The organism is Oceanicella actignis, from assembly GCF_900111545.1.
GTDB classification, from domain to species: domain Bacteria; phylum Pseudomonadota; class Alphaproteobacteria; order Rhodobacterales; family Rhodobacteraceae; genus Oceanicella; species Oceanicella actignis.
Map to the genome: position 1 here is coordinate 233,251 of NZ_FOHL01000001.1, position 19,881 is coordinate 253,131.

The 19,881-nt window shown below is 71.8% G+C and carries 21 protein-coding genes; 9 read left to right on the forward strand and 12 right to left on the reverse strand.

All coding sequences use genetic code 11. The features are described 5' to 3' along the window. Window positions 1-4: 4 nt before the first annotated feature. On the reverse strand, window positions 5-523 hold the full coding sequence (locus BMW67_RS01075; RefSeq protein ID WP_245728419.1) for an SH3 domain-containing protein: 519 nt from the start codon (window positions 521-523) through the stop codon (window positions 5-7). A gap of 110 nt (window positions 524-633) precedes the next feature. On the opposite strand from BMW67_RS01075, the gene BMW67_RS01080 reads away from it, so the two are divergent. From BMW67_RS01080 to BMW67_RS15610, 3 genes are all read left to right on the forward strand, one after another. Beyond that, the gene (locus BMW67_RS01080; RefSeq protein ID WP_072746793.1) at window positions 634-1,620 is read left to right on the forward strand and encodes a 2-hydroxyacid dehydrogenase; all 987 of its coding nucleotides are present in this window, start codon (window positions 634-636) and stop codon (window positions 1,618-1,620) included. A 93-nt stretch (window positions 1,621-1,713) separates the two neighbouring features. Continuing rightward, window positions 1,714-2,019: a hypothetical protein gene (locus BMW67_RS01085; protein WP_072746794.1), complete on the forward strand. Its 306-nt coding sequence runs from the start codon at window positions 1,714-1,716 to the stop codon at window positions 2,017-2,019. A 131-nt stretch (window positions 2,020-2,150) separates the two neighbouring features. Next, window positions 2,151-2,306 carry a hypothetical protein gene (locus BMW67_RS15610; protein ID WP_170258809.1) on the forward strand — a complete coding sequence of 52 codons (156 nt, stop codon included), beginning with the start codon at window positions 2,151-2,153 and terminating at the stop codon, window positions 2,304-2,306. Between the two features lie 186 nt (window positions 2,307-2,492). Here BMW67_RS15610 and BMW67_RS01095 read toward each other — a convergent pair whose 3' ends face one another. From BMW67_RS01095 to ubiE, 7 genes are all read right to left on the reverse strand, one after another. After that, a complete protein-coding gene (locus BMW67_RS01095; protein ID WP_072746796.1) occupies window positions 2,493-3,278 on the reverse strand; it encodes a HesA/MoeB/ThiF family protein in 786 nt (261 codons plus the stop codon). Between the two features lie 4 nt (window positions 3,279-3,282). Further along, window positions 3,283-4,236 (reverse strand): cysteine synthase A, encoded by a 954-nt coding sequence (cysK, locus tag BMW67_RS01100; protein ID WP_072746797.1) that lies wholly within the window; start codon window positions 4,234-4,236, stop codon window positions 3,283-3,285. A 57-nt stretch (window positions 4,237-4,293) separates the two neighbouring features. Continuing rightward, entirely contained in the window at window positions 4,294-4,743 is a 450-nt protein-coding gene (locus tag BMW67_RS01105; protein WP_072746798.1) for an RrF2 family transcriptional regulator, read from the reverse strand. Between the two features lie 22 nt (window positions 4,744-4,765). Next, a complete protein-coding gene (gene dut / locus BMW67_RS01110; protein ID WP_072746799.1) occupies window positions 4,766-5,260 on the reverse strand; it encodes a dUTP diphosphatase in 495 nt (164 codons plus the stop codon). Beyond that, on the reverse strand, window positions 5,257-6,483 hold the full coding sequence (gene coaBC, locus BMW67_RS01115; RefSeq protein ID WP_072746800.1) for a bifunctional phosphopantothenoylcysteine decarboxylase/phosphopantothenate--cysteine ligase CoaBC: 1,227 nt from the start codon (window positions 6,481-6,483) through the stop codon (window positions 5,257-5,259). Before coaBC ends, dut begins: the two co-directional genes overlap by 4 nt. A 129-nt stretch (window positions 6,484-6,612) precedes the next feature. Next, on the reverse strand, window positions 6,613-8,139 hold the full coding sequence (gene ubiB / locus BMW67_RS01120; protein ID WP_072746801.1) for a 2-polyprenylphenol 6-hydroxylase: 1,527 nt from the start codon (window positions 8,137-8,139) through the stop codon (window positions 6,613-6,615). Next, window positions 8,139-8,912: a bifunctional demethylmenaquinone methyltransferase/2-methoxy-6-polyprenyl-1,4-benzoquinol methylase UbiE gene (gene ubiE, locus BMW67_RS01125; RefSeq protein ID WP_072746802.1), complete on the reverse strand. Its 774-nt coding sequence runs from the start codon at window positions 8,910-8,912 to the stop codon at window positions 8,139-8,141. The genes ubiB and ubiE overlap by 1 nt, the downstream gene beginning before the upstream one ends. 37 nt (window positions 8,913-8,949) lie before the next feature. Here ubiE and mutM point away from each other — a divergent pair, with 37 nt between their 5' ends. The 6 genes from mutM to BMW67_RS01155 all read left to right on the forward strand — a co-directional run bounded on the left by mutM (window position 8,950) and on the right by BMW67_RS01155 (window position 14,937). Beyond that, window positions 8,950-9,801, forward strand: a complete 852-nt coding sequence (mutM, locus tag BMW67_RS01130) for a bifunctional DNA-formamidopyrimidine glycosylase/DNA-(apurinic or apyrimidinic site) lyase (protein WP_072746803.1) — start codon at window positions 8,950-8,952, stop codon at window positions 9,799-9,801. A gap of 103 nt (window positions 9,802-9,904) precedes the next feature. Next, the gene (locus BMW67_RS01135; protein WP_072746804.1) at window positions 9,905-10,681 is read left to right on the forward strand and encodes an enoyl-CoA hydratase; all 777 of its coding nucleotides are present in this window, start codon (window positions 9,905-9,907) and stop codon (window positions 10,679-10,681) included. 99 nt (window positions 10,682-10,780) lie between these two features. Further along, window positions 10,781-11,068 (forward strand): 30S ribosomal protein S20, encoded by a 288-nt coding sequence (rpsT, locus tag BMW67_RS01140; RefSeq protein WP_072746805.1) that lies wholly within the window; start codon window positions 10,781-10,783, stop codon window positions 11,066-11,068. A 409-nt stretch (window positions 11,069-11,477) separates the two neighbouring features. Further along, on the forward strand, window positions 11,478-11,927 hold the full coding sequence (locus BMW67_RS01145; RefSeq protein ID WP_072746806.1) for a rhodanese-like domain-containing protein: 450 nt from the start codon (window positions 11,478-11,480) through the stop codon (window positions 11,925-11,927). 107 nt (window positions 11,928-12,034) lie between these two features. Continuing rightward, window positions 12,035-13,495, forward strand: a complete 1,461-nt coding sequence (gene dnaA, locus BMW67_RS01150; RefSeq protein WP_256598368.1) for a chromosomal replication initiator protein DnaA — start codon at window positions 12,035-12,037, stop codon at window positions 13,493-13,495. A gap of 110 nt (window positions 13,496-13,605) precedes the next feature. Continuing rightward, a complete protein-coding gene (locus BMW67_RS01155) occupies window positions 13,606-14,937 on the forward strand; it encodes an aspartate aminotransferase family protein (RefSeq protein ID WP_072746808.1) in 1,332 nt (443 codons plus the stop codon). Between the two features lie 12 nt (window positions 14,938-14,949). Here BMW67_RS01155 and BMW67_RS01160 read toward each other — a convergent pair whose 3' ends face one another. The 4 genes from BMW67_RS01160 to BMW67_RS01175 are packed head-to-tail and all read right to left on the reverse strand — an operon-like array spanning window position 14,950 to window position 19,809. Beyond that, window positions 14,950-16,236, reverse strand: a complete 1,287-nt coding sequence (locus tag BMW67_RS01160) for an amidohydrolase family protein (RefSeq protein WP_072746809.1) — start codon at window positions 16,234-16,236, stop codon at window positions 14,950-14,952. A gap of 17 nt (window positions 16,237-16,253) precedes the next feature. After that, entirely contained in the window at window positions 16,254-17,195 is a 942-nt protein-coding gene (locus BMW67_RS01165; protein WP_072746810.1) for an ABC transporter permease, read from the reverse strand. Continuing rightward, complete coding sequence (locus tag BMW67_RS01170; protein ID WP_370426839.1) at window positions 17,195-18,268, reverse strand: ABC transporter permease; 1,074 nt, start codon at window positions 18,266-18,268, stop codon at window positions 17,195-17,197. The genes BMW67_RS01165 and BMW67_RS01170 overlap by 1 nt, the downstream gene beginning before the upstream one ends. After that, window positions 18,268-19,809 carry an ABC transporter ATP-binding protein gene (locus tag BMW67_RS01175; RefSeq protein WP_072746812.1) on the reverse strand — a complete coding sequence of 514 codons (1,542 nt, stop codon included), beginning with the start codon at window positions 19,807-19,809 and terminating at the stop codon, window positions 18,268-18,270. The genes BMW67_RS01170 and BMW67_RS01175 overlap by 1 nt, the downstream gene beginning before the upstream one ends. Between the last annotated feature and the right edge of the window lie 72 nt (window positions 19,810-19,881).

The window sequence follows — 19,881 nt, forward strand, 5'->3', positions numbered from 1 at the left end:
CGCCTCAGTCGAAGGTCTCGTCCGGGTCCACGCCCCACAGCTCGGGCTTCGCGATCCAGCCCGAACGCCCCTCGACCCGCGCCTTGCACCAGCGCTCGCGGCACGAGTCGAGCGCCACGATCACCCGCTCTTCCAGCCAGGCGACCACGGGCGCGTCGGGCGCGGGGCGCGCGCGCAGCGCCGCGCGCGGAACCGTCACCGCCGCCGTGCGGTCGCCGCGCAGCAGCGAGTAATGCACCCAGCCCACCGCGCCGTCCATGTCGCGCACGCGCCGCCAGTGCTCGTGCTCGGCGATGACCTGCAGCGGCATGCCGCGGCGCACGAACACCCAGTCCACCCGGTGGTTCAGCCCCGGCCCGCGGCGCGCGTTGGCCCGCCCCGCCTTGAGGCTGACATAGCGCGGCAGCGGCAGCCCCGTGACCGGCCCGCGCCCCGCCGCCGCGGCCGCGCCGCGTCGCGCCGCCAGCGCCAGCCCGGCCCCGGCGCCCAGCATCATCGTGCGTCGCGAGATCGTCCGCCTCATCCGCATCGCCTCAGCCCGTCCGTCATGCGCGCGCCGGCGAACGGGCCGCATGGACCCCGCCCGCCTTTGCGGTTAAGTCTATTTCAGATTTCGCTGCGGAGGAGAAGCCCATGACATCAGGCAAGCTCAGGGTCGTCGTCACGCGTCGCCTGCCCGAGCCGGTCGAAACCCGGCTGCGCGAGCTGTTCGACGTGGACCTGAATCTGGACGACGCGCCCATGAGCCGCGAGCAGCTGGCCGACGCCATGCGCCGCGCCGACGTCCTGGTGCCCACGGTCACCGACCGCATCGACCAGCGGCTGCTGGCGCAGGCCGGACCGGATCTGAAGCTGATCGCCAATTACGGCGCGGGGGTCGACCACATCGACGTCGAGACCGCCCGCCAGCGCGGCATTCTCGTCTCGAACACCCCCGGCGTGCTGACCGAGGACACCGCCGACATGACCATGGCGCTGATCCTGGCCGTTCCGCGCCGCCTCAAGGAAGGCCTGCGCCTGATCGAGAACGACGAATGGGCCGGCTGGTCGCCCACCGGGCTGACCGGGCGACGCATCACGGGCAAGCGGCTGGGCATTCTGGGCATGGGGCGCATCGGCCAGGCGGTGGCGCGGCGCGCGCGCGCCTTCGGCATGCAGATCCACTACCACAACCGCCGGCGCCTGCACCGCTCGATCGAGGAATCGCTCGAAGCGACCTGGTGGGAAAGCCTCGACCAGATGCTGGCGCGCATGGACGTCATCTCGGTCAACTGCCCGCACACGCCGGCGACCTACCACCTGCTCAGCTCGCGCCGGCTCAAGCTGCTCAAGCCGACGGCCTACATCGTCAACACCTCGCGCGGCGAGGTCATCGACGAGGCGGCGCTGGCGCGGATGCTGCGCGCGGGCGAGCTGGCCGGCGCGGGACTGGACGTGTTCGAGCGCGAGCCCGAGGTGAACCCCGAGCTCAAGGGCCTCGACAACGTGATCCTGCTGCCGCACATGGGCTCGAACACCATCGAGGGCCGCATCGAGATGGGCGAGAAGGTCATCATCAACATCAAGACCTTCGCCGACGGCCACCGCCCGCCGGACCTGGTTGTGCCCTCGATGCTCTGAGGATCGACCGGAAGGATTGACGGGCGCGCGGGGATCGCCGAAATTGAACTGAATTCTAAATGAATTTGGTCCATTTCGTCGCATGAGGTTCCCATGGCCACGCGGCTCGAGCAGATCCCCGTCGCGCATGACTACGCCCCCGGCGCGGCGCCGGGCTTCTGGGATCGCTATCTCGACGTTTTCCAGAAGCTGCTGCGCAATGACGGCTTCATGACCGTCATCGTCATCCTGAGCCTGCTGCTGGCCATGTATGCGGTCATCGCCGTGCTGCGCTGGCGCGCGCGGCGGGCGCCGCAGCACGCCCAGCCCGAGAAGGACAGGCTGAGCGAAGACCTGGCCGAGCTGCGCCGCCGGCGCCAGCAGAAAGCGGCCGAACTGCGCAAGATGGACGCCGCCTGACGGCGCGCAGCGCAGGCCGCCGCGGCGGGCCGAATTGATGCAAATTTTATGCGTTTACGATTAGAACGCTGGAGGAATCCCGCGTTCAGTGATATGTCATGTTCATTGACGGAGCTGAACAGGGGGCTGCCATGACCGGCAAGTTCGTTCACGCTCCGGGCCTCCTTGACGAGTCCCTGAGCGACGCGTTGAGTTGGTTGCTTACCGGCCATGTCGTCGAGTTGATTGTGGTGGCCATGATCGTCAGCACGGTGTGCGCCCGGGTCTTCAGCGGCAGCCGCTACTGAAGAGCGAGGGCCAGCCGCCGAAGCGCGGCCTGTGCGCGATCCTTGCACGATTTCCTGGTTTCGCCGCCATGGCGCCGCCCCGCACGGGCGCGGCGTCATCGGCGTGCGCAAATCCCGGACCCAGGCAGGCGCGGCGCGCGGGCCGTGGCCCCTGACGCCGACGCCCCGCCGAATCCGCCAGGGGCTTCAGGGGGCCGCCGGCGCGTCCCCCGTCCGCGCGAGCCCGGCGCACACCGCGCAGGCCGGATCGCGCGCCACGCCCATGACCCGCACCCGCGCCTCGAGCGCGTCGTAGATCAGCAGCCGGCCCGACAGCCCGCGCCCGGCGCCGACGATCTCCTTGACCGCCTCGACCGCCTGCATCGCCCCCATCACGCCGGCCAGCGCCCCCAGAACCCCCGCCTCGGCGCAGGCGGGAACCTGCTCGGCCGAGGGTGCGCGCGGAAAGACGCAGGCGTAGCACGGCCCGCCCTCCCACGGCTTGTAGGTCGAGATCTGCCCCTCCCAGCGGCCGATGGCGGCGGCCACCAGCGGCTTGCGCAGGCGCGCGCACACGGCGTTGACCAGGTGGCGGGTGGCGAAGTTGTCCGACCCGTCGACCACCAGATCGTATCGCCCGATCAGCGCCTCGGCGTTGTCCTCGTCCAGCCGCACGGGATGAAGGCGCACATCGACATGGGGGTTGATGCGCGCCAGCGCGTCGCGGGCGCTGTCGGTCTTGGGCCGGCCCAGATCGGCGACGCCGTGCAGGATCTGCCGCTGCAGGTTCGAGAGCGACACCGCGTCGTCGTCGGCCACGCCCAGAACGCCCACCCCCGCCGCCGCCAGATAGGCCAGCGCGGGCGAACCCAGCCCCCCCGCGCCCACCGCCAGCACCCGCGCCGCGCGCAGGCGCGCCTGGCCGGGGCCGCCGATCTCGGGCAGGACGATGTGGCGCGCATAGCGCTCGAGCTCTTCGTCGCTCAGGGCCATGGGGTCAGACCCCGTCGAACAGCGGCGTCGAGAGGTAGCGCTCGGCGAAGCTGGGCAGGACGACGACGATGCGCTTGCCCTCCATGCCGGGGCGTTCTGCCACCTCGGCCGCCGCCGCGATCGCCGCCCCGGACGAGATGCCCCCCGCGATGCCCTCGGCGCGGGCCAGAAGGCGCGCCGTGTCGAACGCGTTCTCGTTGCCGATGGTCAGCACCTCGTCGATCACCTCGCGATCCAGGATCGAGGGCACGAAGCCCGCCCCGATGCCCTGGATCTTGTGCGGTCCGGCCTGGCCGCCGGACAGGACCGGGCTGTCTTCGGGCTCGACCGCGACCACGCGCAGCGCCGGGTTGCGGGCCTTGAGCGCGCGGCCCACCCCCGTCACGGTGCCGCCCGTGCCCACGCCCGCCACCAGAACGTCCACGCGCCCGCCCGTATCGGTCCAGATCTCTTCGGCGGTGGTCAGCTCGTGCACGGCGGGGTTGGCGGGGTTGTCGAACTGCTGGGGAATGACCGCGCCGGGGATCTCGGCGGCCAGCTCTTCGGCACGGGCGATGGCGCCGGCCATGCCCCTGGCCGGGTCGGTCAGCTCGAGCCGCGCGCCCAGAAGCGCGACCATCTTGCGCCGCTCGAGCGACATGCTTTCGGGCATGCACAGGATCAGCCGATAGCCGCGCGCCGCGCACACGAAGGCCAGCGCGATGCCGGTGTTGCCCGAGGTCGGCTCGATGATCGTGGCGTCGGGACCGATGCGGCCCTCGCGCTCGAGCGCCTCGATCATGGCGACGCCGATGCGGTCCTTGACCGAGCTCATGGGGTTGAAGAATTCCAGCTTGCCCAGAAGCTCGGCCTTCAGCCCGAGCTCGGCGGCAAGACGCGACAGGCGCACAAGCGGCGTCGCGCCCACGGTCTGGGTGACGTCGTCATAGATGCGTCCGCGGGGCGGGTTCACATGCATGCGCTTTCTCCGGTTCGGGCGCGGGCCCTTCGGCCCGGCGGCGGGTCACGAGGCGGGTCAGATGGTGAAGTCGGGCACGTCATCGCCCGCGCGCGGCACGCCCAGCTGGGTCGCGCGGCGGCAAAGATCCTCCATGGTGATCCGGTCGAGGCGGGCCAGGAACTCTTCCTCCAGCTCGTCCCACAGCGGCACGACGACCGCCCGGCCCAGCGCCCCGCGCGAGGGCGGCTCCTCGGCCTCCTGATCGATGGCCGAAACCACCCGCACCACGTCGCCGACCGTGACCTTGCGCCGCTCGCGCGCAAGGGCGTAGCCGCCGCGCGGGCCGCGCACGCCCTTGAGCACGCCCGCGCGCACCAGGCGCTGCATCACCTGTTCGAGATAGCGCTGCGGGATGCCCTGGCGTTCGGTGATGTCGCGCGCCTGCACCGGGTCGGGGCGGGCGTTGTAGGCCACGTCCAGAACCGCCTCGATGGCCAGCACGGTCTTGCGGGAAAGCTTCAGCATGATCGCGTCGCCGTCCTTTCGCTCATCGCTCGTCGCCGCCGAGGCCGGTCGAGCCGAAGCCCCCCGCCCCGCGGCGCGTGTCGCCAAGCCGGGTCGAGAGCGTCCAGCGCACGCGCGCGACGGGCGCCACGACCATCTGCGCGATCCGGTCGCCATGGCGGATGACGAAGGGCGCGTCGCCCAGATTGATCAGCAGCACGCCCACCTCGCCGCGATAGTCGCTGTCGATGGTGCCGGGCGCGTTGGCCACCGTCACGCCATGGCGCAGCGCCAGGCCCGAGCGCGGCCGGATCTGGGCCTCGAGCCCCGCCGGCAGCTCGACCGCCAGCCCCGTGGGCACGACCGCGCGGGCCATGGGCGCCAGGGTCATCTCGCCGCGCTCGGGCAGATTTGCGCACAGGTCCATGCCCGCGGCGCCGGCGGTGGCGTAGGCGGGCGGCGGCAGGTCGGGGTCGCGGCCGGGCAGCAGGCGCAGCGCGATCTCGATCTCGGGCGGGGCGGCGGAGATGCGGCTCATGGGGCGGCCTCGTCCTGCGTCAGACGTTCGGCGATGCGGGCGGCCAGGCGGCGGGCGACCTCGGCCTTGCTGGCGCGGGGCCAGTCTTCGGCGCCCTCGGCGGTGATCAGCGTGACGGCGTTCTCGGCGCCGCCCATCACCCCCGTCCCGGGCGAGACGTCGTTGGCCACGATCCAGTCGCAGCCCTTGCGCAGGCGCTTGGCGAGGGCGTTCGCAAGCACGTCGTCCGTCTCGGCGGCGAAGCCGACCACCAGGCGCGGGCGCCCGGCCTCAAGGCGCGAGACGGTGCGCAGGATGTCGGGGTTCTCGGTCAGCGCAAGGGCGGGCGGGCGGCCGCCGGGGTCCTTCTTGATCTTCGAGCCGCTGAGCGCCTCGACGCGCCAGTCGGCGACGGCGGCGGCGAACACGGCCGCGTCGGCGGGCAGCGCGGCCATGACCGCGTCCAGCATCTGGCGCGCGGTCTCGACCTCGATCACCTGCACCCCGGCGGGACGCGGGGCGCTGGCCGGGCCGGTGACGAAGACCACCTCGGCGCCCAGGTCGCGCAGCGCCTCGGCGATGGCGGCGCCCTGCGCGCCCGAGGAGCGGTTGGCGATGTAGCGCACGGGGTCGATGGGCTCGTGCGTCGGGCCCGAGGTGACAATCACACGCCGCCCGCGCAGGGGGCCGTCGCGCAGCATGGCGGCGATGGCCTCGAGAATGCGGGCGGGCTCGGCCATGCGGCCCGGGCCATGCTCGCCGCAGGCCATCTCGCCCTCGTCCGGGCCGACGGTGCGCACGCCGTCGGCGGTCAGCTGCGCCAGGTTGCGCTGCGTGGCCGGATGCAGCCACATGCGCACGTTCATGGCCGGGGCGACGAGCACGGGCTTGTCCGTGGCCAGAAGCAGCGTCGAGGCCAGATCGTCGGCATGGCCGCCCGCCATCCTGGCCATCAGGTCGGCCGTGGCCGGCGCCACCGCCACCAGATCGGCCGCGCGCGAGAGCTGGATGTGGCCCATCTGCGCCTCGTCGCCCAGGTCGAACAGGTCGTCGCGCACCGCCTCGCCCGCCAGGGCCGAGACCGACATGGGCGTGACGAACTGCGCCGCGGCGCGCGTCATCACCGGCGTCACCGCCGCGCCGCGCGCGCGCAGAAGGCGGATCAGCTCCAGCGTCTTGTAGGCCGCGACGCCGCCGCCGATGATCAGCAGCACGCGCCGGCCGGCCAGATCGGCGGCGCTCATGACGGTCGCCTCATGGGCTCATCTCCCCGGAAAAGGGCCTGGAACGGCGCGGCGGGAAATCCGGCCTTGTCCGAAACGCGACTGTAATTTGCATGAATGCCCAAGGCAACCGACGCCCGGCGCCGCCGCTCAGAGCAGCAGCGCCACCGCCGCGGCCGCCGCGGCGCCCGCCAGCGCGCCCGCCAGCGCGGGGCCCAGCCGCGCCGGCGCGTCGTCGGGCTCGGGCCCGGCGACGGCGGCGCGGCGCAGCGCGCGCTCGACCACGTCGGGCAGGCGCGGGCCGAAGCGCGCCAGCACCGTCGCCGTGCGCCGCAGGTCGCGCAGCGCCGCCGCGGGGCCCAGATTGGCGTGCATGAACTCTTCGACCACGGGCTGGGCGGTGCGCCACATGTTGACCTGCGGATCGAGCGTGCGCGCCACGCCCTCGACCACCACCATGGTGCGCTGAAGCAGGATCAGCTCGGTGCGGGTCTGCATGCCGAAACGCTCGGTCACCTCGAACAGATGCGACAGCAGCCGCGCCATCGAGATGCGGCTGGCGTCCTGGCCGAAGATCGGCTCGCCGATCGAGCGCAGCGCCTGCGCGAAGGTTTCGAGATCCTGCCCCTCGGGAACGTAGCCGGCCTCGAAATGCACCTCGGCGACGCGGCGGTAGTCCTGCTGGAGGAAGCCGTAGAGGATCTCGGCATAGACGCGCCGCGTATAGGGGTCGATCCGCCCCATGATGCCGAAATCCAGCGCGATCAGCGTGCCGTCGGGCGCCACCTTCAGATTGCCCTGATGCATGTCGCCGTGGAAGAAGCCGTCGCGCAGCGCGTGGCGCAGGAAGGTCTGGATCACCCGGCGGCTCAGATCGCGCAGATCCACGCCCGCCGCCGCGATGGCGGGCACGTCGCTCATGGGCAGGCCGTCCACCCATTCCAGGGTCAGAACCCGGCGCGCGGACAGGTTCCACACCACCTCGGGCACGGCGAAGCCGGGATCGTCGCGCGAATTGGCGCGGAACTCGGCGGCGGCCGAGGCCTCGAGCCGCAGGTCGAGCTCGGTCGCCACCACCTGCGCGAAGTGCCGGCACACCGCGCGCGGCCGCAGCCGGCGCGAGGCGGGCAGCATCAGCTCGATGACCTCGGCGATGAAGAAGAAGGCGTCCACATCCTTGCGAAAGGCGCGCTCGACGCCCGGGCGCAGCACCTTGACGGCGACCTTGCGCCCGGTGGCGCGATCGACCGCCGGGTGGACCTGGGCGATCGAGGCGGCGGCGACGGCGGGACCGAAATCGGCGAACAGCTCGTCGGCGGGCGCGCCCAGCTCGCGCGCGATCTCGGCGCGGGCCTCGGCCTCGGGGAAGGGGGCGAGCCGGTCCTGCAGCACGCTCAGCTCGGCGGCGAGCCGCGCGCCGACCACGTCGGGGCGGGTGGACAGGGTCTGGCCGAACTTGACGTAGGCCGGTCCCAGCGCGGTCAGCGCGCGCGGCAGCGGCGGCAGCGCCGGATCGCCCGCCAGCCCCAGCGGGGCCAGCGGCCAGCCCAGGATGCGCGCCGCCGCCCGCAGCGCCGGCGGCGCCTCGAGCGCCTCGAGCACCTCGTCCATCGCGCCGGTGCGTTGGAAGGTGGCGCCGGTGCGCGCCAGCCGCCACAGATTCGCCAGAACGCCCATCAGATGCGCCAGCCCGAATGCAGCGCCGCAACGCCCATGGTCAGGTTGCGGTAGGCCACGCGCCCGAAGCCCGCGTCGCGGATCATCTGCGCGAAGCTCTCCTGATCCGGGAAGCGGCGGATGGATTCGACCAGATACTGGTAGCTGTCGCGATCGCCCGCGATCACCTGCCCCATGCGCGGGATGACGTGGAAGGAATACAGGTCATACAGCTTCTGCAGCCCGCCCACGGGAATGCGGCTGAACTCGAGGCACAGGAACCGCCCGCCCGGGCGCAGCACGCGCCGCGCCTCGGCCAGCGCCGCCTCGATCCGCGTCACGTTGCGGATGCCGAAGGCGATGGTGTAGGCGTCGAAGCTGCGGTCGGGAAAGGGCAGCGACATGGCGTCGCCGCACACCCAGTCCAGGCTGTCGCCCATCTCGGCGGCGTCGGCGCGCTTGCGCCCCTCGACCAGCATCGATTCGGTCATGTCGCACACCACCGCATGCCCGCGCCCGCGCACCCGGCGCAGGAAGCGGAAGGCGATGTCGCCCGTGCCGCCCGCCACGTCCAGAAGGCGCATGCCCGGACGCGGCGCCAGCCAGTCCATCATCGCATCCTTCCACAGGCGGTGGACGCCGGCCGACATGACGTCGTTCATGACATCGTATTTGCTGGCGACCGAGGTGAACACCCCGTGCACGAGGCGGGCCTTTTCGCGCTCGGGCACGTCGCGAAAGCCGAAATGGGTTGTGGCGTCGGGGCTGGGCCCGCTATCGGGATCATGGGTCATGAGGGTGGATATACCCCGCGCCGCGCCGGAGCAAAACATGCCAGAGCTGCCAGAGGTCGAGACAGTAAGACGCGGCCTTGCGCCGGCGATGGAGGGGCGGCGCATCGCGCGCGCGCGCCAGATGCGGCCGGACCTGCGCCGCCCCTTTCCGCCCGATTTCGAGCTGCGCGTGAGCGGAACGCGCGTGCTGCGCCTGCGGCGGCGGGGAAAATGCCTCCTGCTGGACCTCGATTCGGGCCAGACGCTGCTGATCCATCTTGGCATGAGCGGGCGCATGCTGATCGAGGACGCCGCCCCCGGCGCCTTCCATCACCAGCGCGCCGCGCCGCGCCGCCACGACCATGTCGTGTTCGAGATGGAGCACGGCGCGCGCATCGCCTTCAACGACGCCCGGCGCTTCGGCGCGATGGACCTGCTTCCCACCGATCGGGCCGAATCGCTGCCGCCGCTGGCCGGCCTCGGCCCCGAGCCGCTGGACGATTCCTTCGACGCCGCCGCCCTGCGCGCGCGCCTCGCGGGGCGGCGCACGCCGATCAAGACGGCGCTGATGGATCAGCGCGTGGTGGCGGGGCTGGGCAACATCTATGCGTCCGAGGCGCTGTGGCGCGCGGGAATCGCCCCCTCGCGCCCGGCGGGCCGAATCGGCGCGGCGCGCGTCGAGCGGCTGACGCAGGCGATTCGCGACACCCTGCGCGAGGCGATCGCGGCGGGGGGATCCTCGCTGCGCGATCACCGGCAGGCCAATGGCGAGCTGGGATATTTCCAGCACGCTTTCGCCGTTTACGGGCGCGAGGGCCTGCCCTGCCTGCGCCCCGGTTGCGCGGGAACGATTCGCCGCACCGTTCAGGGCGGAAGATCAAGCTTCCATTGCCCCGCCTGCCAGCGATAGCGTGCCACGAAGCTTGAACGCGCGGGCCGGGCGCCCTACCACGCCCCCCGCAGCGCCGCCCGACGGGGGCGGCGAAACGAAACGACGGCAAGGGAAGCCTCCGATGGCATATGAAACGCTGATCGTGGAAACGCGCGACCATGTCGGGCTGGTGAAGCTCAACCGCCCCGAGGCGCTGAACGCCCTGAACCAGAAGCTCCTGGGCGAGCTGATCTGCGCCCTGCGCAAGTTCGACGAGGACGACGCCATCCGCTGCATCGTCCTGACCGGTTCGGAAAAGGCCTTCGCCGCCGGCGCGGACATCAAGGAGATGTCCGAGAAAAGCTACGTCGAAGTGTTCCGCGAAGACCTGTTCACGGCCTTCCACGACGATTTCCTGCGCATCCGCAAGCCCATCGTCGCCGCGGTGGCGGGCTATGCGCTGGGCGGCGGGTGCGAGCTGGCCATGATGTGCGACTTCATCATCGCCGGCGACAACGCCAGGTTCGGCCAGCCCGAGATCAATCTGGGCGTGATTCCCGGCATCGGCGGCACGCAGCGCCTGACGCGCTTCGTGGGCAAGTCGAAGGCCATGGACATGAACCTGACCGGCCGCTTCATGGACGCGGCCGAGGCCGAGCGCTCGGGACTGGTCAGCCGCGTCGTGCCCGCCGACAAGCTGCTGGACGAGGCGCTGTCGGTCGCCGCCAAGATCGCGGAAAAGCCCCTGCTGGCCGCCATCGCGGCCAAGGAGGCCGTCAACCGCGCCTACGAAACCACCCTGGCCGAGGGGGTGCGCCACGAGCGGCGGCTGTTCCACGCCCTTTTCGCCACCGAAGACCAGGCCGAGGGCATGGCCGCCTTCCTCGAGAAGCGCGCGCCCCAGTTCCGCGGCCGCTGAGCCCCAGCCGCCCGCCCCCGGGGGCGGGCATTGACGCATGGGGGGCGCGCGTGTATAGACGCCCCTCATCCATCGACAGATAGGAAACGGATCACACGCATGGCCAACTCGCCATCCGCTCGCAAGCGCATTCGCCAGACCGAGCGCCGCACCGCAGTGAACAAGGCCCGCCGCAGCCGCATCCGCACCTTCATCCGCAAGGTCGAGGAGGCGATCGCCGGGGGCGACCAGTCCGCCGCTCTCGAGGCCCTGCGCGCCGCGCAGCCCGAGATCATGCGCGGCGTGACCAAGGGCGTGTTCCACAAGAACACCGCCGCCCGCAAGATCTCGCGCCTGGCCCGCCGCGTGAAGATGATGGCCGCCGGCGCCGCCGACGCCCAGGCCTGAGTCCGGCGCCCGAAGCGCGGCCATGGCCGCTTGACGCCGCCGCCCCGCACCGCCGGGGCGGCGACGCTTTTGCGCGCGCCCGACGGCGGGGAATGTTCGCATTTTCGCCCGCTTGATGAATCGCCCGCCCGCGAAGTATGATCTCGCGGCGGACGCTATCGCGATGATGCGCTCGAATCTGCAAGCACACGACAAGAACAAGTCGCCCCGCGCGAAGTAGATTTCGCGCGGAAACCTTGCGCGCGCCGGCCGAATCCCGCCGAATACTGCGGCTTTTCCGTTTCACGGAACGGGTTTACGAAATATCAACCAAGACCGGTCGCGAGTCGGCTTGCGAGTCACGCCGCTCAGGGCCTAGGATCGGCCGGCGATTCCCATCCTCGACCACAACCGAAAGCGTGCCGCGTTCATGACCGAACATGCCGAGATCGCCGTGGGCGAAGCCGACCCGACCGAAGCCTTCGCGACGCTGCAGAACGACGCGGGCGCCGCGCTCGTCGACGTGCGCACCCGCGCCGAGTGGACCTTCGTCGGGCTGCCCGATCTCAGCGCCCTGGGCAAGCAGGTCTGGCCCGTCGAATGGCGCTTCTTCCCCGGCATGTCGGTCAATCCGGCCTTCATGGACGAGCTGCGCCGCGCGCATGGCGACCAGCCGCCCTCGACGCTGTTCTTCCTGTGCCGGTCGGGCGCGCGCTCGCTCGAAGCGGCGCGGCATGCCGCCGCGGCCTATGCCGAGGCGGGGATGAAGGTGCGCTGCGTCAACGTGGCCGAAGGTTTCGAGGGCGATCTTGACGCCGAAGGGCATCGCGGAACGCTCAACGGGTGGAAGGCGCGCGGCCTTCCCTGGCGCCAGAGCTGACGGCGCCCGACCCCGCGCCGCCGCCGCCCCGCCGGGCGGCATGGGCGCCTTTTCGAGATTCGCGGGACAGGGCGCGGCAGACGCCCGGCCGACAGGTGAGAGAGAACATGGCTGACATGCTGGACGGCGACGCTGCGCATCTGACCCCCGCCTGGACCCGCATCCGCGAGATGACGCGCTCCGAGATCGGCTCGGCGGCGTTCGAAAGCTGGATCAACCCGCTCACCCTCATCGACGCGCGCGACGGCGCGGCGGTGCTGACCGCGCCGACCAACTTCATCGGCGACTGGGTCGAGCGCCATTATGGCGACGTGCTGGTGCGCAACATCGCCGCCGAGTTCGACGGCGTCACGCGGCTGAAATTCGTCGTCCGCCCCGCGCGCCGCCCCGCCGCCCGCCCGGCCGCGCCCGAAACCCCGCGCGCCCAGCCCGAGGCGGCCCCGCGCATGGCCGAGACGCGCGCCGAACCCGCCCCCCGGCCTCAGGCCCAGCGCCGCGCCGAGCCCGACGAGACGGCGCAGGAGGACCTGCCCTCCTCGCCGCTCGACCCGCGCTTCACCTTCGACCGCTTCGTGGTCGGCAAGCCCAACGAGCTGGCCCACGCCGCCGCGCGCCGCGTCGCCGAGGCGCCCGAGGTCACCTTCAACCCGCTGTTCCTCTATGGCGGCGTCGGCCTGGGCAAGACGCATCTGATGCACGCCATCGCCTGGAAGCTGACCGAGGACGGGTCCGAGCGCCGCGTGCTTTACCTGTCGGCCGAGCAGTTCATGTATCGCTTCGTGCAGGCGCTGCGCTTCAAGGACACGATCAGCTTCAAGCAGCTGTTCCGCTCGGTGGACGTGCTGATGGTGGACGACGTGCAGTTCATCGCCGGCAAGGACAGCACGCAGGAGGAATTCTTCCACACCTTCAACGCGCTGGTCGATCAGGGCAAGCAGATCGTCATCTCGGCCGACCGCGCCCCCGGCGAGATCGACGGGCTCGAGGAACGCATCAAGTCGCGCCTGCAATGGGGGCTGGTCGTCGATCTGCACCCCACCGATTACGAGCTGCGCCTGGGCATCCTGCAATCCAAGCTCGAAAGCATGCGCGCCGCGCATCCCGACGTCGAGATCCACCCCAAGGTGCTCGAATTCCTGGCCCATCGCATCTCGTCCAACGTGCGCGTGCTCGAGGGCGCGCTGACGCGGCTGCTGGCCTTCGCCTCGCTCGTCGGGCGGCCGGTGGACCTGGACATGACGCAAGAGTGTCTGGCCGACATCCTGCGCGCCAACGACAAGAAGGTCACCGTCGAGGAGATCCAGCGCAAGGTCGCCGCGCACTACAACCTGCGCATGTCCGACCTGCTGTCGCCGCGGCGCGCGCGCGCCATCGCCCGCCCGCGCCAGATCGCCATGTATCTGGCCAAGACGCTGACCTCGAAATCCCTGCCCGAGATCGGCCGCCGCTTCGGCGGGCGCGACCACACCACGGTCATCCACGCCGTCAAGACCATCGAGAAGCTCAAGGACACAGACAGCGCCATCGCCGAGGACATCGAGCTGCTGCGCCGCATGCTCGAGGCCTGAGCGCGCCGAAAGCGCTTGCGCCCGCCCCGGCCGCGGGGAATCCTTGCGCCCCGAGCCGCCGCCCGCATGCACGCAACGGGCCGCCGCGGCGCAACGGCCAGGAGCGCCCCATGTCCCACGTCTTTCCCCGCCACACGAAGGCCCGCCTGCCGCTCGTCGCGCGCGGCGAGGGCTGCTATCTGATCGACGCCGACGGCAAGCGATATTTCGACGGCTCGGGCGGCGCGGCGGTGTCGTGCCTTGGCCATGGGGACCCCGAGGTGACGGCCGCGATCAAGGACCAGCTCGACAAGGTCGCCTTCGCCCATACGGGCTTCTTCACCTCCGAGCCGGCCGAGGCGCTGGCCGACCTGCTCATCGCCCATGCGCCCGGCGCGCTCGACCGGGTCTATTTCGTCTCAGGCGGCTCCGAGGCGGTCGAGGCGGCGATCAAGCTGGCGCGCCAGCATTTCCTGGAAATCGGCCAGCCCGAGCGGCGGCGCGTGATCGCGCGCCGGCAGAGCTATCACGGCAACACGCTGGGCGCGCTGGCCGCCGGCGGCAACGAGTGGCGCCGCGCCCCCTTCGCGCCGCTGATGATCGAGACCACGCACATCTCGCCCTGCTACGAATACCGCCTGCGCCGCGAGGACGAGAGCGCCGAGGAATACGGCCGCCGCGCCGCCGACGAGCTCGAGGCCGAGATCGAGCGCCTGGGGCCCGAATCGGTCATGGCCTTCATCGCCGAGCCGGTCGTCGGCGCCACCGCCGGCGCGGTCCCCGCCGTCGAGGGCTATTTCAAGCGCATCCGCGAGATCTGCGACCGCCACGGCGTGCTGCTGATCCTGGACGAGGTGATGTGCGGCATGGGCCGCACCGGCGCCCTCTTCGCCTGCGAGAAGGACGGCGTCGCGCCCGACATCCTGTGCATCGCCAAGGGGCTGGGGGCGGGCTACCAGCCCATCGGCGCCATGCTCTGCACCAGGGCGATCTACGACAGCATCGCCGACGGCTCGGGCTTCTTCCAGCACGGGCACACCTATGTCGGGCATCCGACGGCCTGCGCGGCGGGGCTGGCGGTGGTCTCGGCGATCTTGAACCGGGGCCTCGTGGCGCGCGTCAACGCGCTGGGCGCGGCGCTGAAGGACGCGCTGCACGAGCGCTTCGGCCAGCATCCCAATGTGGGCGATATCCGCGGGCGCGGGCTGTTCCTGGGCCTCGAGCTGGTCGCCGACCGCGCGAGCAAGGAGCCCCTCGACCCAGCGCGCGCGGTTCACAAGGCGATCAAGGCCGCCGCCTTCGAGGCCGGGCTGATCTGCTACCCCATGGGCGGCACGATCGACGGGCGGCGCGGCGATCACATCCTTCTGGCGCCGCCCTTCGTGATGGAAGAGCGCCATGTGGACGAGATCGTCGACAAGCTGGGGCGGGCGCTGGACGCGGCGCTGGGCGCGGCGGGCTGAGCCGCGCCGCGCTCAGGCGCGCGGCGCGTAGTCGGCCGGATCGACCGTTTGCGGGCGCCCGTCCAGCGCCAGCGCGGTCACCCGCGCGGGCGTGCGCGCGATCACCTTGCCGCCGCGGATCACCGCCAGCCGCGTCGCCTTGAGGCGAATGGCCTCGATCGGGTCGGCCGCCTGCAGCAGCACCATGTCCGCCCGCCGCCCCGGCTCGAGCCCGTAATCCTCCAGCCCGAGAATGCGCGCGGGGATCGTGGTGACCGCCTCGAAGCACCAGCGCATGTCCTCGCGCGAGGAAAGCTGCGCCACATGCAGCCCCATCGACGCGACCTCGAGCATGTCGGCCTGGCCCAGCGAATACCACGGATCCATCACGCAATCGGCGCCGAAGGCCACGTCCAGCCCCGCGTCGCGCAGCTCGCGCACGCGGGTCAGGCCGCGGCGGCGCGGGAAGGCGTCGTGCCGGCCCTGCAGCATGATGTTGATGAGCGGATTGGGAATCGCGGCCAGCCCGGCTTCGGCCATCAGCGGGATCAGCTTCGAGACGTAGTAGTTGTCCATCGAATGCATCGAGGTCAGGTGCGAGCCCGCCACCCGCCCCTGCAGGCCAAGGCGCGTCGTCTCGAAGGCCAGCGTCTCGACATGGCGCGAAAGCGGATCGTCCGTCTCGTCGCAATGCATGTCCACGCGCAGGCCGCGCTCGGCCGCGATCTCGCACAGGCGCCGGACCGAGCGCGCGCCCTCCTCCATGGTGCGCTCGAAATGGGGAATGCCGCCGACGACCTCGACGCCCATGTCCAGCGCGCGCAGCAGGTTGGCCTCGGCCGTGGGGTCGCGGAACAGCCCGTCCTGCGGGAAGGCGACCAGCTGCAGGTCGATCCAGGGCGCCACGCGGCGCTTGACCTCGAGCAGCGCCTCGACCCCGGCCAGCCGGTCGTCGCACACATCCACATGGCTGCGGATCGCCAGCAGCCCCTGCGACACGGCCAGGTCGCAGTAGCGCAGCGCGCGCTCGACGATCTCCTCGGGCGTCTGAAGGGGCTTGAGCTCGCCCCACAGCGCGATGCCCTCGAGCAGCGTGCCCGACGCGTTCAGACGCGGCCGACCCAGCGACAGGGTCGCGTCCATGTGGAAATGCGCGTCCACGAAGGGCGGCGAGACCAGCCGCCCGGCGGCGTCGATCTCTTCGCGCGCGCGGGCGTCGATGCGCGGCGCGATCTGCGCGATGCGCCCGCCCGCGCAGGCGATGTCCACCCCCGCGCGCCCGTCGGGCAGCGCGGCGTTGCGCACGATGAGGTCAAGCATCGAACCCTCCGGCATGGTCAGCGCTGGCCCTTGAACCACGGAACCAGCAGCGCGCGCGGGTATTCGGCCCGCCGCGCCGCCAGCACCAGCGCCAGAATGGACAGAAGATAGGGCGCCATCAGGAAAAGCTGCCCCGGAACCTGGCCGCCATAGGCCGTCTGCAGGCGCACCTGAAAGGCGTCGAACGCGCCGAACAGCAGCGCGCCCAACAGCGCCTTGCCCGGCCGCCACGAGGCGAAGATCACCAGCGCGATGCAGATCCAGCCGCGCCCGTTGACCATGCCGAAGAAGAAGGCGTCGAAGGCCGACATGGTCAGGAAGGCGCCGCCCACGCCCATCAGCGCCGAACCCGCCGTGACCGCCCCCATGCGCAGCCCATAGACCGAAAGGCCCTGCGCATCGACCGCGTCGGGGTTGTCGCCCGCCGCGCGCAGCGCCACGCCCAGCGGCGTGCGCGCCAGCGCCCACCACACCAGCGCCGTCATGGCGAAGGCCAGCCACGTCAGCGCGGTCTGCTGGAACAGCGCCGGCCCCAGAAGCGGAATGTCCGACAGAAGCGGCACGTCCATCGGCTGGAACGGCGTGATGCGCGGCGGCGAGGATACGTCGGGCAACGCCGTGCGATAGGCGAAATAGGCCGCCGACGTGGCCAGCATGGTCACGCCCAGCCCCGAGACGTGCTGCGACAGCCCCATCGGCACCGTCAGCGTGGCGTGGATCAGCCCGAAGGCCGCCCCGGTCAGCGCCGCGGCCAGCACGCCGCCCCCCAGGCCCGCGCCCAGCCACACCGCCATCCAGCCGGCCATGGCGCCGGCGGTGAAGATGCCCTCGATGCCCAGATTGAGCACCCCCGCCCGCTCGCAGATCAGCGCGCCCAGGACGCCGAAGATCAACGGCGTGGCGATGCGCACCGCGGCGGCCCAGAAATTGGCGTTGGTCAGGATGTCGAGCAGCTCCATCACGCGCCCTCCCCGGCCTTGCCCGCGCGCACGAGCACGATGCGGTTGCGCGCGAAGAAGCCGCCCACCAGCACCGACAGCAGCGACAGCGCCACCACCAGATCGGCAAGGTAGTTCGACACGCCCAGCGCGCGGCTCATCGAGTCGGCGCCCACGAACACCGCCGCGATATACGCCGCCGAGGCCGCCACCCCCAGCGGCGACAGCCCCGCCAGCATCGCCGCCACGATGCCCGCATAGCCGTAGCCGGGCGACAGGTCGGCGGTCAGATAGCCCTTGAGCCCCGCGACCTCGCCCGCCCCGGCCAGCCCCGCCAGCGCGCCCGAAACCAGCGCCGCGCTCATCAGCGTGCGGCCCACGGGTATGCCGGCATGGCGCGCGGCGGCGGCGTTCTCGCCCACGGCGCGGATCTTGAGCCCCCAGACCGTGCGCGACAGCGCCACATGCGCCGCCACGACCAGCGCCAGCGCGATCGGCAGCCCCGCATGCAGGCGCGTGCGCTCGGCCAGGCGCGGCAGCGTCGCCTCGTCCAGCACCGGCGCCGATTGCGGCCAGCCCATGCCCATCGGGTCCTGCATCGGGCCTTCGAGCATCATCTGCACGAACAGGATGACCACGAAGTTCATCAGGAGCGTCGTCACCACCTCGTCCGCGCCGAAGCGGATCTTGAGCCAGGCCGGCCCGGCCATCCCGGCCGCCCCCGCCGCCGCGCCCGCCGCCAGAACCAGCGGGATCAGCAGCCAGGACGGCCCCGACACCGCGCCCGAGCCGACCGCCGCCGCGGCCAGCGCCCCAAGGTAAAGCTGCCCCTCGCCGCCGATGTTCCAGAGCCGCGCGCGAAAGGCCAGCGCCGCCGCCAGCCCGGTCAGGATCAGCGGCGTCGCGCGCGTCAGCGTCTCGGACAGCGCAAAGCGCGAGCCGAAAACCCCCTTGGCCATCAGCGCATAGGCCTCGGCCAGATCGGCCCCGGCCAGCGCCAGCGGTATCGCCGCCAGCGCCAGCGCGGCCGCGGCCGAAAGGACGGGAACGGCCGCGGCAAGCGCGCGGCTCGGCGTTCTTGGCTCGACGCGGATCATGCGGCCTCCTCGGCGCCGCGGCCGGCCATCATCAGCCCGATCTGCGCGCGGTCGCGCGCGGGCGCCTCGGTCAGCCGGCCCTCATGCATGACCACGACGCGGTCGGACAGGGCCAGGATCTCGTCCAGGTCCTCCGAGATCAGCAGCACGCCGGCGCCGCGCGCGCGCGCCTCGAGCAGGCGGCGCGCGACCTCGTTCGCCGCGCCCAGATCAAGGCCGCGCGTCGGCTGGTTGGCCAGGATCAGGTCGGGCGCGCGCTCGAACACCCGCGCCAGGATCAGCTTCTGCATGTTCCCCCCCGAAAGCAGACGCGCGGCGCCGTCCGGCCCCTGGCCGCGCACGTCATAGGCCGCGCAGGCGCGTTCGGCCTCGGCGCGGATGCGGCCGCGGCGCAGGAAGCCGGCGCGCGAGACGGCCGGATCGTCGAGCCGCTCGATGATCAGGTTCTCGGCCAGCGTCATCGAGCCGACGACGCCGTCATGGTGACGGTCCTCGGGGATGCGGCCGACGCCCGCTGCGATCATCGCGGCGGGATCGAAGCGCGCGGGCGCGGCGCCGCGCAAGAGCAGCTCGCCCTTCTCGGGCGCGGCCAGTCCCGAAACCAGCGCCGCCAGCGCCGCCTGCCCGTTGCCCGAGACGCCGGCCACGCCGACGATCTCGCGCGCATGCACGCGCAGCGAGGCGCCGCGCAGCCCCGCGCGCCCGCCCGCGCCCGCCAGCGTCACCTCGCGCAGCTCGAGCACCGGCTCGCCGGGGGTCATGGGCGGGCGGGGCGGCGATTCCACGTCCTGCCCCACCATCATGCGCGCGATGGCGGGCAGGTCGGCCTCGTCGGTGCGCATCTCGCCGACCTTGCGGCCGTGGCGCAGCACCGCGATGCGGTGGGAAAAGGCCAGCACCTCGCGCAGCTTGTGGCTGATGAAGATGACCGACAGCCCCTCGCGCGCCATGGCGCCGAGCGTCTGGAACAGGCCGTCGGCCTCTTGCGGGGTCAGAACCGCCGTCGGCTCGTCCAGCACCAGGATGCGGGCGTCGCGATAGAGGGCCTTGAGGATCTCGACCCTCTGGCGCTCGCCCACCGTCAGCCGGCCCACGGGCGCGTCAAGATCCACGTTCAGCCCGGTGCGGGCCATGATCGCGTCGATCTTGCGCCGCGCCGCGCCGGTGCGCCGGCGCAGCGCGAACAGCGGCTCGGCCCCCAGAAGGATGTTGTCGAGCGCCGACAGGTTCAGCGCCAGGGTGAAGTGCTGGTGCACCATGCCCACCCCGGCCCGCAACGCCGCCTGCGGGCGCCCCAGCGGTAGCGGACGCAGCGCGCCGTCGGCCCCGTCGGCCACCTCGATCGCGCCCGAATCGGGCAGGTAGTGGCCGAACAGCATGTTCATCAGCGTCGTCTTGCCGGCGCCGTTCTCGCCCAGAAGGGCCAGGATCTCGCCCCTGCGCAGGTCGAGATCGATCGAATCATTGGCCAGGACGGGGCCGAAGCGCTTGGTCAGCCCGCGCAGCCGCAGCACATGCGGCGCATCGGTTGGCGGCATGGTGAGATCCGTTTCACGAGCGAAGACGGGCGCGCCCGGACCCGGGCGCGCCGCGAGCGCCGCGCCCGCGCG